Origin of the sequence: Candidatus Thiodiazotropha endolucinida, assembly GCF_001715975.1 — a bacterium.
Taxonomy (GTDB): Bacteria; Pseudomonadota; Gammaproteobacteria; order Chromatiales; family Chromatiaceae; genus Thiodiazotropha; species Thiodiazotropha endolucinida.
Genome location: NZ_MARB01000014.1, coordinates 18,422 through 34,346 on the forward strand (window position 1 = coordinate 18,422; position 15,925 = coordinate 34,346).

Genomic DNA, 15,925 nt, shown 5'->3' on the forward strand with positions numbered 1-15,925 from the left:
TTCAGGCTTATCAACGGAGATGACGATGAAAAAATCAACCCCTCTTTTTATGGTTTTTCTGTTGTTGGTGATTGCTTCCATGGCACAGGCTGACACAGGACTGATAAATGTTCAGAGTCAGTTTGGTGTCGAAAAGACAGCCGACCGATTTGCAGCGGCAGCGACAGAGGCTGGTTTGAAGGTGTTCAACAGAATCGATCATGCTGCCGGGGCGGCAAAGGTGGGAAAGTCTCTGCGTCCCACCCAACTGATTATCTTCGGCAGTCCCAAGGTAGGTACGGCTCTGATGACAAGCGATCAGCGTGTCGGTATCGATCTGCCGTTGAAGGCTTTGGTCTGGCAGGATGCGGAAGGTAAGGTCTGGCTGAGCTACAATAGTCCTGATCACGTTTTCAATAGATTCGCCATCGATGACAGGCCTAAGGTCAAGGGCAAGGTCACCGGAGCGCTGGATAAGTTCGCAAGGCATGCCACACAACCCTAGGCACCACCCGTAACTACTAAGTATGATCAGCGGTGACAGGAACCAGCTACGCCAGGTCTTTTTTGAGGCATGGCGAAAGCATCTGGCAGGTGAAGAGACAGAGCCACTGGAGAAGATGGTCGTCAGTGTGATTGTTGAACATCCTGAATACCATGAGATGTTGAGCGACAGTGAGCGATTTCTATCGCGGGAATTTCACGCTGACGACGGGCAAAGTAATCCGTTTCTGCACATGGCTATGCATATCAGCCTGTTGGAGCAGATCTCAACGGATCGACCGGCAGGCATCAGCGAGTTTTACCATCATCTTTGTCAACGCATGGGAGAGGCGCATGAGGCTGAGCATCGACTGATGGAGTGTCTTGGCCGGATGTTATGGGAGGCGCAGTCCACAAACAGGATGCCGGATGAACAAGCCTATCTGGAGTGTATCAGGACACTGTTGAATTAATGGCGGCATATACAGATAACCGAAACTGTACCTTATGCCGGGTCATGCGGGGCCTGGCTTTTGGCGGCATAGGTGCGGCCATTGGGGGCTATGGTGCGCTCTTGTTTGGTGTTGAGCGCAGTGATGCTATTTACTATGCGCTGTTTGGCGCTGTTTGGCGCTGTGGCGTTGACGGCGTTTCTGCAGCGTAAAAGGGAAAAGAAGGATTCAGAGGACGAGTAGGTGTTACGGTTTGTCTACCTGGCGGGGTCCGGGACGCTATAAAAAACCGGTCTCTTTTCTGATTATCCCAGCGCTTCCAGGTCCCGCTGCAACTGATCTTCATCAGCGATATTCAGTTCGATCAGGCGGCGCAACAGCATAATGCTCTCCATATCAATCTTTTCACACAATACCCCGAGATGTTGATTCTCTTCGTGTGCACAGACCGCATGCATGGAAATTACGGCATCAACGTGGTTGAGCATCACCTCAATAGTAATCTCATCCCCCAACTCCCCGGACCAGTCGGCAGGTGTTTTGAGTAGTGCACCTTTGAGTGAGATATCTATCAGTGTTGTGGGATAGGCGTTTTTTTTCCTGATGATTGTCGCGGGGGCATCGAAGAGTACGCGGTGGAAACGCCGACGCTCTTTCGAATCTGGTTCATTCATATCGTTTCCTAATCATGAAACTGCATTTGCGTGCCGCCCACATCGATGATATCTCCATCCGTCAATAGCTGGGCCTGGTTGCCCATCGGTTTACGGTTGATGCGGGGAGGGTTGGGGCCTTCGAGGAAGGTGATAAAATAGCCGTCCTCTCTTCGCGCGATCATCGCGCAATCACCGCCTGCATGGCCTATCCGGGTCATATTCCTGTTAAGTGGGATAATTCTTCCGAAGTTATCACCATTCATAATTTGAAGTACACCTGACTTGGATTTCGAATCATCGCTTTCGATCGGCTCATCTTCATCGGTCAACTGATCGTTGGCAGGGATTGGGCCTAGATCGGCACTCAGGTCCATAACATCTTCCGCAAAGGACAATGTATGTTTCCCGACTTGTATGACATCACCATGGTTGAGGGTGATTTCCTCTGACTTTTCATGGTTGACCAGGACAGGAAATGCTTCCTCCTGAGCCTGGAGCAGGTAGCTTTGGTCGTCATTGCGCGTGATAACCGCCTGTACAGGGGCTATGGCGAGACTATCGATCGGAATGGTGCAATCATCATTGCGCCCGATTTCGGTCTTGTCGCGCTCAATGTGAAAGACATCAATAACACGACCTTTGAAGGAGAGGGTGAGTTTAGCCATGGAAAAGTCTTAGATTCAACCTGTACAAAGTAGAGTATATACCCAGATTTATTGGGAAAACCATATCATGACCACTCTTCTTTCTATAGGGATTTTATCGGTATATATAGATAAATCTGATGGCAATGATCCGATTACTGGGTCAGCGTCACTGTGAAGTTGTCAATATGATACGGCTCACCAAAAGGTAAATTTATATTAGTTAGACAATCTAAGGTTAATCAGTGCTCCCCTGTGATAATGTTAGAAGTTTAAACTAACCTATAATAATTACAATGTGTTACTGAAAATTATTAATTGAAAATATTGGATCGACGTAATTTTGACATTTCGTATGATTACTGCTTAACTTCGCTGAAATCACGTTGTATTTCTGCCATGTCAAACGGATTTGACTAATGGGTCAAACAATAGCTACAGATGGTCCAGTGTTTCCAAATCTTTGCGTCTATTTAATCGATCAGAATTCTGAGCGTCAGAGTTACCTGAAAAATGTCATCAGGTTTGTCGAGGGCGATCTGCGTATTGTCTCGGAACTGTCTGAAATTGAGTTGCCTTCAATAGATGAGGGAGTCGCATGTGTGGCTGTTTTTCTCGGCATTGATCTGGAATTGGAACGGCAACTGGAGATTGCGCAGCAACTGCAGCAGGAGTTTCCCGGTATGCCGGCCTTTCAACTCTATGATGAGCACAGCGATCTACCGGATAAACTCGAAGGTTGTGACAATGTGATCGGCAGTATCAAGCTGCCAAGTGTCTACGATGATCTGATGGCTTTGATCCATAAGGCCCAGGTCTATCAAGAGTTAAAGACTTCAGACGTCCAAACCGCCCGACCCGTTGAACTCTTCCGTAGCTTATCGGGCAGCAGCAGGGCTACCAGACGGGTCAATAAAATGATTGAGCAGGTTGCCGATTCCGAGGCAACGGTATTGATATTGGGGGAATCCGGTACGGGCAAAGAGGTGGTGGCCCGCAAGCTCCACTTTCACTCGGTGAGACGCGGCAAGCCCTTTGTCCCTGTGAATTGCGGGGCGATCCCGGCCGATCTACTGGAAAGTGAGTTGTTTGGTCATGAAAAAGGGGCCTTTACCGGTGCCATCAGTGCCCGCCAGGGGCGTTTCGAAATGGCCGAGGGCGGTACTCTGTTTCTCGATGAAATCGGCGACATGAGTATGCCGATGCAGGTTAAGTTGCTGCGGGTATTGCAGGAGAGAACCTTTGAGCGGGTTGGCAGTAATAAAACCATGGCTTGTAATGTCCGTATCATCGCCGCAACCCATCGAAATCTCGAAGAGGCCATCAAGAATGGGGACTTCCGGGAAGATCTGTTCTATCGATTGAATGTGTTTCCAATTGAAATGCCACCTCTGAGGGATCGTGTTGAAGATATTCCCGTATTGGTGAACGATCTGATTCACCGCATAGAAAACGAAAAACGGGGATCGGTCAGATTGACTCCTGCAGCGATTGCCGCTCTGAGTCACTACCGCTGGCCCGGTAATGTCAGGGAGCTGGCCAATCTTAATTGAACGCCTGGCAATATTACATCCCTACGGGGTTGTCGATGTGGTCGATCTGCCGGAGAAGTTTCGCCCCACGGGCGATCTGCATGAGATTACCCAACTCCCACAAGTTACCCTCGAGGGCGAGGAACCTGGCACCACCATGAATGCTCCGCGTCTGCCCAACGATGGTCTTGATCTAAAGGCGCATCTGAATTCACTCGAACAGAGTCTGATCCAACAGGCCCTGGATGAATCGGATGGAATAGTCGCTCATGCCGCCAAGCGGCTACATATGCGGCGTACCACACTGGTGGAAAAGTTACGTAAATATGGCCTGCAGCGTCAAACTGAGTCGCCAGGAATTTGACGCACTGTCAAATCTGTCTTTATAACTACTTGATATATAACAAAAAGTAAATTAGGCACACATATTGCAACTTGGTCAGTGAGTAAGCTCAATTGACTACAGAGGCCAATATACGTGTCACCCAAGCCATCTCTTGCCGATAGACAGCACGCCTTGGAATCTGCGTTCAAGCTGTTTAATCAGCTCTCTGAAGAGCTGACCGGCTCCTACGAGCAGCTACAGCAACAAGTGCTTGAGTTGAATCAGGAACTTGCTGCCGCCCGCAGTGAGCGTATGGTACAGCTTGCAGAGAAGGAGAGATTGGCGGATCGTCTCGAAAGACTGCTTGAAACCTTGCCTGCAGCGGTCATAGTGCTGGACGGCGAAGAGCGTGTTCGTGAGTTCAATCCGGCCGCCCTCAAGCTGCTCGGTACCCTCAATGAGTATGATGCATGGCCGGAAGTCGTGCGTGCCATTGTTTTGACCGGTGATATCTCAGGTAGCGAATTAAAGCTGCGTAACGGTCGCCTGCTTACCCTCTCTTCCAGCCAGTTGGAACAGACCCCAGGACGTATCCTTGTCCTGCTCGATGTCACTGAAACCCGTCGTCTTCAAGAACGGCTGAATCGACATGAACGGTTGACCGCGATGGGTGAGATGTCGGCTCAACTGGCTCATCAGATGCGGACTCCATTGAGTACTGCGCTACTCTATGTCTCCCATCTGGCCAGTGATGACCTGGTTCCTCAGAAGCGCCATCAGTTTACCGCCAAGCTCCGTGACAGACTGCAGCACATGGAACGTCAAATACATGACATCCTGCTGTTTGCACGAGGGGGAGACGCGGGTGAATCCCGTCTTTCCCTGGGTAAACTACTGACGGCATTCGCTGCTTCTGTCGAACAGGATTTGGCCGATGCCAATGTGCAGTTGCTGATCGACGACCAGAGTCAGGAACGGGCCATTATGATCGGACGCCCAGATGCGCTTCAGGGATTGTTGAACAATCTGCTCGAAAATGCTGTGCAGCAGGGGGCCAGTGAGGTTCGGCTTATTCTGCGTGTAGGATCCGAAATCGAGTTGGATGTGGCCGATAATGGTCATGGTATACCGGATGATCTGCATCACCGTATCTTCGATCCGTTTTTCACCACGCGCAACGCCGGCACGGGCCTGGGATTGGCGGTAGTCCAGAATCTGGTGCTGAATCATGGAGGAGAGATCACCAGCGGGCGTTCGGATACCGGAGGTGCCCTGTTTCATCTTCGTTTCCCACTGGCCTTGAGAAAGAGCGATCTGGAATCAGGGATGGAGGGTGAACGAAGGTCTGTTTCAGAACATTATGATGCGATGAGGAGCCTGTCATGAGTTTAGCGACGGTGCTGATTGTTGAAGATGATCCCGCGCTTAGAGAAGCCTTGAGTGACACATTGGAGCTTGCAGGTTACCCGATCTGTGTTGCTGAAGAGGGCGGTGCGGCAATAAATCTACTGCAGCAGAGATCTGTCGGTATGGTTGTAAGCGATGTACAGATGCATCCCCTGGATGGGCACACTCTTTTACGCAAGATCAGGGAGCGATATCCTGATTTGCCGGTGTTGCTGATGACGGCTTACGGCACTATCGAGAAGGCTGTCATGGCAATGCATGATGGCGCCGTTGATTACCTGACAAAGCCATTTGAGGCGGAAGTGCTGGTCAGTAAGGTCGCCAGTCACATCCGAACAGTTGTCGGACCTGTCTTAGATGGCCCTGTTGCGGAGGATTTGCGAAGCCGTGAAGTGCTCGATCTGGCACTTCGCGTCGCCGGCAGTGATGCCACAGTATTGCTGCATGGTGAGAGTGGTACCGGTAAAGAAGTCTACGCCCGCTATATCCACCAGCACTCGATGCGTAAAGAGGGCCCTTTCGTAGCCATTAACTGTGCTGCGATTCCGGAAAACATGCTTGAAGCGGTCCTTTTTGGTTATGAGAAGGGCGCCTTTACCGGTGCCTATCAAGCAACCGCCGGCAAATTCGAACAGGCACAGGGCGGCACACTGCTGCTGGATGAAATATCCGAAATGAGCTTGGCGCTGCAGGCAAAACTGCTGCGCGTCTTACAGGAGAAGGAGCTTGAACGCCTGGGTGGCCGCAAGCTGATTGAGTTGGATGTAAGAGTGCTGGCAACCACCAACCGCAAATTGCGTGAAGAGGTCTCAGCCGGCCGGTTCAGGGAGGATCTTTTCTATCGCTTGAATGTTTTTCCCCTCAGTCTGCCCCCGCTGCGGGAACGTCAGCGGGATATTCTGCCTTTGGCGCTTCATCTCCTGCAGCAGAATCTCAGAACCGGGCAGACACTGCCGAATCTGAGCGATGAGGCGAGACAACGCCTGCTTGTTCACCCATGGCCGGGTAATGTGAGGGAACTCGACAACCTGATGCAAAGAGCGCTCATTCTCGATAGCGATGGCGTGATAGATGCCGATGAACTCTGCTTCGAGAGCGAGGCAGCGGAATCCACGCCTGTACAGGCCTCACAGCGATCTCATCCGGGCCGCCTGCCGGAAGATCTTCGCTCAGTGGAGGAGCAGATGATTCTGGATGCGCTGGAAGAGGGGCGGGGCAGCCGCAAGGCGGTTGCCAGCCGCCTTGGCATCAGTGAACGGACACTGCGTTACAAGATTGCGCGCATGCGGGATGCCGGCGTCACCATACCGGGTTGAAATGGTATGAAAACTGCGTGGCAAAGTTGAGTAGCTGATTTAATGGGAAGGGTACGATGAGTAACAGTATGAACATTGATCAAGTCCTGGCTCAGATGCGGGTGATGGCGGCCCAGGCAACCAATAAATCATCCCAGGCATCGGAGAGCGGCGGGGCGGATTTCGGTGAACTCCTGAAACAGTCAATCGACCACGTCAATTCCGCGCAACAGGAGGCCAGTGCATTGCGCACCGCGTTTGAGAGTGGCGAGGGTGATATGGATCTGGCCCAGGTGATGATTGCGGCCCAGAAGTCGAGCCTCTCTTTCGAGGCCATGGTTCAGGTACGCAACAAACTCGTCGAAGCGTACAAAGACGTAATGAATATGCCGATCTAAGTTTCTAATTAAGAAGGCAAAAAATGGCAACGACAGCAACCGAGACAAATACTGAGATTCAGGTAAAGCATCGTCTTCAGAATAATCCCACTTTACGTGTGATTGCTGTAATGGTGGGATTTGCCGCAAGCGTCGCCTTGGGAGTGGCAGTGGTGCTTTGGACCCAGAAGCCCAGTTACAGCCCGCTCTACGGCAACCTCGCCCACAAGGATGCTGTCGAGATAGCTCAGGCCTTACAGCAGGCCGGCATCAAGTATGAGATCGATCAGAGCAACGGCATCATCATGGTGCCCAGCAGTGACCTGCAGGAAGCGCGGATGAAACTTGCCGGCCAGGGATTGCCGCAATCGGGTTCCGCCGGCTTTGAGTTGATGCAGGAGGATACGGGGTTTTCCACCAGTCGTCTGGTCGAATCGGCTCGCTATCAACGCGCCATAGAAGGTGAACTGGCCCGCACCATTATGACCCTGACCAGTGTCGAGAGCGCCAGGGTCCACTTAGCGAATCCGAAGCAGTCGGTGTTTGTCCGCAAGCGTAAATTCCCCAGTGCATCGGTGGTGCTGAAACTCTATTCCGGACGAAACCTTGAGAAGGGACAGGTTGATGCAATCACTCACCTGGTTGCCTCAAGTGTGCCGGAACTTGATGTCTCCAAGGTTACGGTGGTCGATCATAAGGGCCGTCTCTTGAGCAGCAAGGATGACTCACGGGAAATGGGGTTGACCACAAGTCAGTTTGAGTATACCCGGGAACTTGAGAGTCACTACAAACAGCGTATCGAGGATATTCTTTCGCCCATGGTGGGTCGGGAAAACCTGCGTGCGGAAGTCACCGCGGACGTTGATTTCACCTATATCGAAAAAACCCAAGAGTATTTCAATCCGGATGCCACTGCGCTGCGTTCCGAGCAGCTCAATGAACAGTCATCTTTGTTGAATGAGGCTCAAGGAGTACCTGGCGCCTTATCCAACCAACCGCCGGCTGCCGCGACCTCGCCTCAAGTCACGGCTGGTGGCGCTAATGCCGAAGCCGGCGGCACACCTATCAACACCAGTAAAAGGGCAACCCGAAATTATGAGCTGGATAAGACGATCAGTCATACCCGACTGCCCACCAGTCGCCTGCGTCGGCTTTCTGTTGCGGTGGTTGTCAATCATCGCTACCGGACCGCAGAGGATGGAACGGTCGAAGTGATAGAACGTACTGCTGAAGAGATTACCCGGATCTCCACGCTGGTGAAGGAGGCGATCGGTTACGATCTCCAGCGCGGTGATAGTGTCCAGGTCGTCGATGAAGCCTTCTATGTGCCGGCACCGCCGGAACCACTACCGGAGGCTCCGATGTGGGAAGAGGCATGGTTTTGGGATATCGTACGACAGGTTGGTGGCGTTCTGCTGTTCCTGCTACTAATCTTTGGAGTATTGAAACCGACAATGACCCGTCTCACCAAACAGGTGGCGATCAGCCCCATGCCTGAAGGTGTGGCTGCGGCTGCAGGTGGCGCCACAGGAAGCCTCGAAGAAGGTGCTGTAGGCGAACCTGGCGGTATGATGGGCGCCCTGGCCGAGGATGATGCTTCCCTGCATCTTCCGGGGCCTCGCAGTTATGAGAAGACTCTGGATGCAGCTCGAAACATGATCGAGGAAGATCCGAAACGAGTGGCGCAGGTCGTTCGGAAGTGGATTGCAGAAGATGGCAGATAATCAGGTAGCAGATTCGAAAGCGGTAGCAACCGAAGAAAACAGCGAAGTCGCTAAGATTGGCGGCGTCTCGCGTGCAGCTATTTTGTTACTGGCGCTCGGGGAGAAGGATGCCGCTGAGCTGTTGCGGCATATGGGTCCGAAAGAGGTGCAGGATGTCGGCCTCGCCATGGCGACTTTGACCGATGTCTCCACCGATCAGATGGAAGGCGTGATGCGACACTTTGTCTCGACCCTGGAGAAGCAGACGGCATTGGGGCTTGGCTCTGACGAATATATCCGCACCATGCTCAACAGCGCATTGGGCGAAGACAAGGCGGGTGGGGTGATAGACAGGATACTGCTCGGACGTAACAGCAAGGGACTCGAACAACTGAAGTGGATGGATCCCAGGGGAATCGCAGAACTTATCCGTCTCGAGCATCCGCAAATCATCGCTATAGTACTCTCATTTCTGGAATCGGATCAGGCGGCCCAGGTTGTCAGCCAGTTTCCTGAGCGGGTGCGCACGGACGTGATCATGCGGATTGCGACCTTGGACGGCATTCAGCCTGCTGCACTGCAGGAACTCGACGAGATTCTTGAAAAACAGTTTTCCGGCGCCACCAATGTTAAATCCTCCAATTTAGGTGGTGTTAAAACAGCCGCGGAAATACTCAACATGCTGGATGGTGCGGTGGAAAGCAAATTGATGGAAGAGATCATTGAAGTCGATAGCGACCTGGGACAGGAGCTTCAGGACAATATGTTCGTCTTCGAGAATCTCATCGATGTGGATGATCGCGGCATCCAGAGCCTATTGCGAGAAGTCAGTACGGAACAGTTGCTATTGGCCCTGCGCGGCGCAGATGAAGCGTTGAAAGAGAAGATATTCAAGAACATGTCCAAACGTGCGGCTGAAATGTTGAAGGATGATCTCGAGGCAGCCGCGCCCGCTAAGCTGAGCGATGTCGAATCCGCCCAGAAAGAGATACTGGTGGTGGCACGCCGTCTGGCGGATGCCGGTGAGATAATGCTCGGAGGCGGTGGTGAAGAGTTCGTCTAGATCAGACAAGGATTCCGACCTTGATCAGGTCATGCAGTGGTTGCCACCTGAAATGAGTGATGGCAGGGTGGGGACACCGCGAACCTTACAGCCACCTGGTGCACCTCCTACGGCAGGTGAACTGGAGCAACTTCAAAAACAGGCCTATGAGGAGGGTTTCGAGAAGGGTAAACAAGAGGGGTTTGAATTCGGTCACAAGGAGGGGCTGGCACAAGCCAAACGCGATATCCAACACTACACCGCTCACCTCAACAAGTTGCTTTCCCATTTCGAACAGCCATTGCGGGACTTGGATGACCAAGTCGAGAAGGAGTTGCTGAGTCTGGTTATCGCAATCGTCAAGCAGCTCCTGCGACGTGAGGTGAAGAGTGATCCGAATCTGATCGTCGGTGTGGTCCGTGAAGCGCTCTCAGTTTTACCTGTCTCTTCCAATAATGTGCGATTATTGCTTCATCCGGAAGATGCAGAGCTAATTCGTGAAGTCTATGCATTGGGGGACAACGAAGTGGGTTGGAGTCTGATCGAGGACCCGGTCATCAATCGTGGCGGGTGCAAAGTGGTCACCGACACTTCGCAGATCGATGGTACCCTCGAATCCCGCCTTACCACGCTTATTGCCCCGTTGCTGGCGAGCACCCGGGCCGTAGACAGTCAAAATGAGTAATCATCAATGACAACAGATTCCATCGTGACCCAGCGTCAGGCGAACCTGGCAGAAAGACTGCGTCAGTACCAGGATCGCCTGGGGGACGACCGCGGCTTGGTGGTAGAGGGCCGCCTAACCCGTATGGTCGGTTTGACACTGGAAGCAATCGGTTGCCGTGCAGCCATCGGCGGACAGTGTGACGTGGTGAGCAGCAACGGAACCCATATCGAAGCAGAGGTTGTCGGATTCGGCGAGGAGAGTCTCTATCTGATGCCAACCGGTGACATCCAGGGCCTGGAGCAGGGAGCCAGAGTCATCCCCACAGGGCGGGTATGTGAAGCTGTTGTCGGAGAACAACTCCTCGGACGCGTCATTGATGGTGCCGGCAAGCCCTTGGACGGACTCGGTACCATTCACAACGATGAGCGTCGCCCGCTGACCGGGACTTCATTCAATCCCCTGGCGAGAACCCCAATCCGCGAACCCCTGGATGTTGGTGTCCGTGCCATCAATGCCCTTCTCAGTGTCGGACGTGGCCAGCGTTTGGGGCTGTTCGCCGGTTCCGGTGTCGGTAAGAGTGTTTTGCTGGGGATGATGACACGCTATACCAATGCAGATGTCACGGTAGTGGCATTGATTGGAGAACGTGGCCGTGAAGTAAAGGAGTTTGTAGAGAATATTCTCGGCAAGGAGGGCCTGAAACGGGCAGTGGTGGTCGCAGTGCCTGCCGACAATCCACCCCTGCGGCGTATGCATGGTGCAATGTTGGCGACCAGTATTGCAGAAAGTTTTCGCGAGCAGGGCAAGCATGTTTTGTTGCTGATGGACTCCTTGACGCGCTTTGCTCAGGCACAACGGGAGATTGCGCTCGCGATTCATGAGCCTCCGGCGACAAAGGGTTATCCACCCTCTGTATTTGCCAAAATGCCACAGTTGGTGGAAAGGGCCGGGAACGGGGATAAAGGCGGTGGATCGATTACTGCCTTTTATACAGTACTGACTGAAGGTGACGACCAAAATGATCCGATTGCGGATGCTGCCCGGGCGATACTCGATGGACATATCGTATTATCCCGTCGTTTGGCCGATGCAGGACACTATCCCGCAATTGATATCGAGGCCTCAATCAGCCGGGCAATGAACGATGTCACCAGCTATAGCCATCAGGATGCCGCGCGTTCGTTTAAACATCTATACTCTATATATCAACAGAACAGAGATTTGATCAGTGTTGGCGCCTATGAGGCTGGTAGCGATGAACAGATCGATATTGCAATTTCTGCAATGCCGGCATTAAGCCAATTTCTTCGTCAGGATATGAATACCAGGGTTACACTCGAGCAGAGCATGCAGGATCTAGAATCCCTGTTTCCCGCTGAAGATGTCGATGATATAGAGATACCTGAAGGGCTCAATCTACCTCAAACCATCGAACAATAATTGGATATTCAGAATATGTCACCATCAAAACGACTCAAGCCGGTTCAGCGTTTCGCTCACTCAAAAGAGCAGAAAGCCGCGCGTATGATGGGACAGGCTAAGAAGAGTCTGCAACAGGAAGAAGCAAAGCTGGAACAGCTTAAATTATACCATCAGGAGTATCTGGAACGCTTTAAGAAAATGGCCGGAGAGGGCATGAATGCGACTCAATTACAGGAGTATCGGGCCTTTCTCGCCAAGCTGGATGAGGCGATCAACCAGCAGCAGGAGGTGGTGGTGGCAGCGAGCGTCATCAACCATAGTAGTACAAGGAACTTCTGGAAGAAAAAGCATAGCCGCACTCAAGCTTTAAACAAAGCCGTTGATAATTTTCGGAAACAGGAACGAAAGATTGCCGACAAACTGGAACAAAAAGAGAATGATGATCATTCACAAAGGGAAAAGTAGTTCTTTACCTGCTTAGGAAAAACAGCAGGTAGGATCCATGTGCCGTGCTTGGATTAGGTCAATAGTTAATTCTGATTTGTCCCCCGCCATCCTAAATAAAACACTGTTTCGACAATACTAATCAACTGGTCATCAGATGATCTGTTAGAATCCTATAGAGGCATACTCTCAGAAATCTGTTTTTAATCAGTAGGAAATGAGGTGGAAGCATGCAGGGAACGGGATTTATAAATAGGATTAACCGGTATCTGTGCGGTTTTCTGGTATTTACTTAGGGTTACAGGACCGATGAACGAAATTACCGGCACTTCACAGCCAGTATTACCAGTAGGGATAAGCCGGGTTGGTCGTCAACCGATTCTGGATCGACATCTTAACATCTACGGTTATGAACTCCTCTATCGCTCTGACGAGGCCTTTTGTGAAACGGGCTTCGATGGCGATCTCGCAACTGCGCGTACAGTACTGGACAGCTTTTTGGAATTTGGCTTACATCGCCTGGTGGGCCCGCATCAGGTTTTTATCAATATGACCCGTGCCTTCTTTACCGAACTGCAGCCACTGCCTATTGACAAGTCTCGTCTTGTCATTGAGGTTCTTGAGGATATAGAGCCTACGGCTGATGTTATAAACGGAGTGAGCAGACTGCATGCTGAAGGATACACCATCGCACTGGATGACTTTAGATTTGAACCACGCTGGAATCCTCTTCTGCCCCATTGCAGCATCGTCAAGGTTGATATTCTCCATCTTGATATCGATGCCTATCAGAAACAGATACATGAACTCAAGTCGATGGGATTGACGCTGCTAGCCGAAAAAGTTGAAACACGGGAAGATTTCGATCGCGTGAAGATGCTCGGATTCGACCTTTTCCAAGGCTATTTTTTCGCCAAACCGCAAATAGTGACAACCTCGAGGTTATCCAGCAACAAGAATATCGTGTTGCAGATGATCGCAAAAATCAATGACCAGAATGCCGATATCGATGAGATAGCATCGTTGATAGAACTCGATGCAAACCTGAGTTTCAAAGTACTGCGCTTCATCAACTCCGCCGCGATCAGTTTCCCTAAAAAGGTGACCTCCATACATCAGGCCGTAATCTATGTCGGTATGCACAGGTTACGTGCATGGTCGACACTGTTTATTATGGCTGGCATGGATAATTTCTCTCCGGAGCTGATAACCACCAGTCTGGTACGGGCGGAGGTATGTAAATCACATGTCACTGAATTGAAGTTGGGAGACCCTGAAAGTGCATATACAGTTGGTCTGTTGTCCACATTGGACGCCATGCTTCCCCTGTCTATGCAAGAACTCGTCATTGAACTTCCACTGCCTGAACAGATGATCGAGGCACTCAAGGAACGTAGCGGTCCCTATGCAATGAGTCTACAGTGCGCCATTGACCTGGAGGAGTGCCAATGGCTGACTGAAGCGGCACAATCCATGTCGGTTGAGCGTTTGAATAGCTTGTACGTAAAGGCTTTGGAACGTGTCGAGATGATACGCGGGGAGTTTGCATAGCGAGTGCTGACCATGCCGTATATAAATATACAGCTCAGAATGACCGGCTGATAATGTTTCATGTCTTACCCTGTCCTGCCGACCAGGGTAGACATTTCGAATAAGAAATTTAGGGTATGACGACGCCGTGGATCGGGCCGGATGGTGTATGGCAGACGCAGTAGTCACCAACATTGGCCGCACGACCCATGGGACAGACACCGGAATAGATAGCGCATTTACGGCTGCGTTGATTATTATTTGCAGGATGACTGCTGTATTGCTTTATCTGCGAGGACGTTGTAGTGGCCTGCTTCTGTTGTTGTGCGGTACCATCTTCCGCATACAGATGCAGGGACGATAGCAGCAACAGCATAACTGTAATTCGTAGTATCACACTTCTCATTTTTGACTTCCTCTGTTTTTCGGAAACGACGGATTCCGTATTGGTTGATCATAAGCCATCATCATAGCCCGGTGGCAGTTTACCTGAGAGCAGGTAGGCAAAGGCAATTACCTCTGCCACTGCCCGGTAGAGCGATTCGGGTATCTCATCGCCCAGTGGGATTTGAGCCAGCAGAGCAGCCAACTCCGCATCTTCATGCAGGGGGATGGCATGCTCATCCGCCAAGGCAAGAATTCTATCCGCCAACTCTCCACGTCCTTTCGCGGTTAGACGGGGTGCATTTTCCCCGTCATATTTCAAGGCGATGGCAAGGTCCGGGTCTTTGGCTTGATAATCGGTCATACTTTCTCGTTCAATAGCGCCTGCTCGCTGGGTAGTTCGTTTTCAATCTCGGCGATTCCTTGAAAGGCATCCAGCTTATTGACCTCCAGGCCCGTTGACTCCAGGCTGGCACGAAGTCTGCCGAGGTGCTGATTGACCAAACTCGCCGTACCCGGCTTTTCAGACCAGATGGTCGTCGATAGTTTTTCTCCGAAAAGTGACAACCTTACTCTCATAGGGCCAAGGGATGGCAGATTCATATGTAGCGTGAGACTCCACATGAACTCCGTTTCAGTGCCTTTCCTTACAGCGTCGCGACTGATTCTGAAATGAAACAGATCGAAACCTCCTTCCTGGCGAATGGGGAGTTCAAATTGCCAAACCTGTCTTGTTGTATCCTCGGTTGGCAGGGAACTAAGTTGATTTGTCTGAATTCGCGCAATTGCGCCATCCAAATGCTTGAACAGATCGAGCAACAGCCTGGTGGTTGGATTTGTCTCCTGCGCTGTGGGTGGTGGAGTCACTGGGGGTGACTGCGCCGGGTTTATTAATGGTTGTTGAAATGTCAGCGCTTGATTGATCTGGCTTCCAGGATTACCGATCAATGGTTTTATCAGTCCGATAAGACGCAGCAGGTTTAGTTTGAGATCTCTGCCGTTTATCTGATGGTTGATCAAGCGGGCCTCTGTTTGAGTCCCACTCAGTTGCATTGCTTGAACCAGCTGGGTCTTGAAGCCGGGGTCTTGTATCGGCATGACTCTGGTCAAAATGCTCTGCACAGCCTGTTTGACCGCCGGTGGTAGCTGATTGGTGCGGGTTGAGTCGGCTGTTACCTGGGTCAGGTGCTTAAACAGCTGGGGCAAAGGCTGTTGTCGGGGCATCACCTGTTTCAGCGCGGCTGACTTCATCTGTTCCAGACTGGGGAGAGTGAGCACCCGTAACTCAGGGAGATTACCTGTTTTCTCTACCTGGAGGGTCAAGGTCTGGCCGGTGGGTACTCTCAGGGTGGTTTGGGCGATCAGCCGTGTAACCCCGATCTGAAGCCGAATCGTACCGTTGATATTTTCACTCAGCGCAGTACCCCTTAATATCTGCCCAGGCTGAAGTTGCTCTAAAAGGGACTTGCCAGGCTCGATTGTCGGTAGTGGCAGTACGATTTTGCTACCGGATATCTCCATATTAAAATCCATTCATATCCCAGAGTGGGTGGCGGCCTGGCATAGTTTGATTATTTTTGCCT

General features: G+C 51.5%; 17 protein-coding genes and 1 pseudogene. 13 read left to right on the top strand and 5 right to left on the bottom strand.

From position 1 onward, the window contains the following. Positions 1 to 25 precede the first annotated feature (25 nt). From CODIS_RS12555 to CODIS_RS12565, 3 genes are read left to right on the top strand one after another with little or no spacing between them, the layout of a single operon-like run. Positions 26 to 484 (top strand): DUF302 domain-containing protein, encoded by a 459-nt coding sequence (locus CODIS_RS12555; protein ID WP_069125837.1) that lies wholly within the window; start codon positions 26 to 28, stop codon positions 482 to 484. Between the two features lie 22 nt (positions 485 to 506). Next, positions 507 to 935, top strand: a complete 429-nt coding sequence (locus CODIS_RS12560; protein WP_417903659.1) for a DUF1841 family protein — start codon at positions 507 to 509, stop codon at positions 933 to 935. Further along, a complete protein-coding gene (locus tag CODIS_RS12565; protein ID WP_069125575.1) occupies positions 935 to 1,126 on the top strand; it encodes a hypothetical protein in 192 nt (63 codons plus the stop codon). The genes CODIS_RS12560 and CODIS_RS12565 overlap by 1 nt, the downstream gene beginning before the upstream one ends. A 93-nt stretch (positions 1,127 to 1,219) precedes the next feature. Here CODIS_RS12565 and CODIS_RS12570 read toward each other — a convergent pair whose 3' ends face one another. Next, complete coding sequence (locus tag CODIS_RS12570) at positions 1,220 to 1,588, bottom strand: PilZ domain-containing protein (protein ID WP_069125578.1); 369 nt, start codon at positions 1,586 to 1,588, stop codon at positions 1,220 to 1,222. An 8-nt stretch (positions 1,589 to 1,596) separates the two neighbouring features. Beyond that, the gene (locus tag CODIS_RS12575; protein WP_069125580.1) at positions 1,597 to 2,235 is read right to left on the bottom strand and encodes an FHA domain-containing protein; all 639 of its coding nucleotides are present in this window, start codon (positions 2,233 to 2,235) and stop codon (positions 1,597 to 1,599) included. Between the two features lie 398 nt (positions 2,236 to 2,633). Between CODIS_RS12575 and CODIS_RS12580 the strand changes: the two are divergent. The 10 genes and pseudogenes from CODIS_RS12580 (at position 2,634) to CODIS_RS12625 (ending at position 13,979) form a co-directional block, all read left to right on the top strand. Continuing rightward, positions 2,634 to 4,110, top strand: a pseudogene (locus tag CODIS_RS12580) (sigma-54 dependent transcriptional regulator). Between the two features lie 114 nt (positions 4,111 to 4,224). Then, a complete protein-coding gene (locus tag CODIS_RS12585; RefSeq protein WP_069125583.1) occupies positions 4,225 to 5,457 on the top strand; it encodes a sensor histidine kinase in 1,233 nt (410 codons plus the stop codon). Beyond that, the gene (locus CODIS_RS12590) at positions 5,454 to 6,794 is read left to right on the top strand and encodes a sigma-54-dependent transcriptional regulator (protein WP_069125589.1); all 1,341 of its coding nucleotides are present in this window, start codon (positions 5,454 to 5,456) and stop codon (positions 6,792 to 6,794) included. Before CODIS_RS12585 ends, CODIS_RS12590 begins: the two co-directional genes overlap by 4 nt. A 68-nt stretch (positions 6,795 to 6,862) precedes the next feature. Then, complete coding sequence (gene fliE, locus CODIS_RS12595; RefSeq protein ID WP_069125592.1) at positions 6,863 to 7,171, top strand: flagellar hook-basal body complex protein FliE; 309 nt, start codon at positions 6,863 to 6,865, stop codon at positions 7,169 to 7,171. A 23-nt stretch (positions 7,172 to 7,194) separates the two neighbouring features. Next, positions 7,195 to 8,874, top strand: coding sequence for a flagellar basal-body MS-ring/collar protein FliF (gene fliF, locus CODIS_RS12600; protein ID WP_069125595.1), 1,680 nt, complete (start codon positions 7,195 to 7,197; stop codon positions 8,872 to 8,874). Then, a complete protein-coding gene (gene fliG, locus CODIS_RS12605; protein WP_069125598.1) occupies positions 8,864 to 9,916 on the top strand; it encodes a flagellar motor switch protein FliG in 1,053 nt (350 codons plus the stop codon). The genes fliF and fliG overlap by 11 nt, the downstream gene beginning before the upstream one ends. After that, positions 9,900 to 10,580 carry a flagellar assembly protein FliH gene (locus tag CODIS_RS12610; protein WP_069125600.1) on the top strand — a complete coding sequence of 227 codons (681 nt, stop codon included), beginning with the start codon at positions 9,900 to 9,902 and terminating at the stop codon, positions 10,578 to 10,580. Before fliG ends, CODIS_RS12610 begins: the two co-directional genes overlap by 17 nt. A gap of 6 nt (positions 10,581 to 10,586) precedes the next feature. Further along, complete coding sequence (gene fliI / locus CODIS_RS12615; protein ID WP_069125603.1) at positions 10,587 to 12,002, top strand: flagellar protein export ATPase FliI; 1,416 nt, start codon at positions 10,587 to 10,589, stop codon at positions 12,000 to 12,002. A 15-nt stretch (positions 12,003 to 12,017) separates the two neighbouring features. Continuing rightward, positions 12,018 to 12,449, top strand: coding sequence for a flagellar export protein FliJ (fliJ, locus tag CODIS_RS12620; RefSeq protein ID WP_069125605.1), 432 nt, complete (start codon positions 12,018 to 12,020; stop codon positions 12,447 to 12,449). Between the two features lie 288 nt (positions 12,450 to 12,737). Then, complete coding sequence (locus CODIS_RS12625; protein ID WP_069125608.1) at positions 12,738 to 13,979, top strand: EAL and HDOD domain-containing protein; 1,242 nt, start codon at positions 12,738 to 12,740, stop codon at positions 13,977 to 13,979. Between the two features lie 109 nt (positions 13,980 to 14,088). On the opposite strand, the gene CODIS_RS12630 is transcribed toward CODIS_RS12625, so the two are convergent. The 3 genes from CODIS_RS12630 to fliK are packed head-to-tail and all read right to left on the bottom strand — an operon-like array spanning position 14,089 to position 15,863. Next, positions 14,089 to 14,364, bottom strand: coding sequence for a hypothetical protein (locus CODIS_RS12630; protein ID WP_154723115.1), 276 nt, complete (start codon positions 14,362 to 14,364; stop codon positions 14,089 to 14,091). 48 nt (positions 14,365 to 14,412) lie between these two features. Beyond that, positions 14,413 to 14,706, bottom strand: coding sequence for an EscU/YscU/HrcU family type III secretion system export apparatus switch protein (locus CODIS_RS12635; RefSeq protein WP_069125614.1), 294 nt, complete (start codon positions 14,704 to 14,706; stop codon positions 14,413 to 14,415). Then, the gene (fliK, locus tag CODIS_RS12640; RefSeq protein WP_069125841.1) at positions 14,703 to 15,863 is read right to left on the bottom strand and encodes a flagellar hook-length control protein FliK; all 1,161 of its coding nucleotides are present in this window, start codon (positions 15,861 to 15,863) and stop codon (positions 14,703 to 14,705) included. The genes CODIS_RS12635 and fliK overlap by 4 nt, the downstream gene beginning before the upstream one ends. Positions 15,864 to 15,925 lie beyond the last annotated feature (62 nt).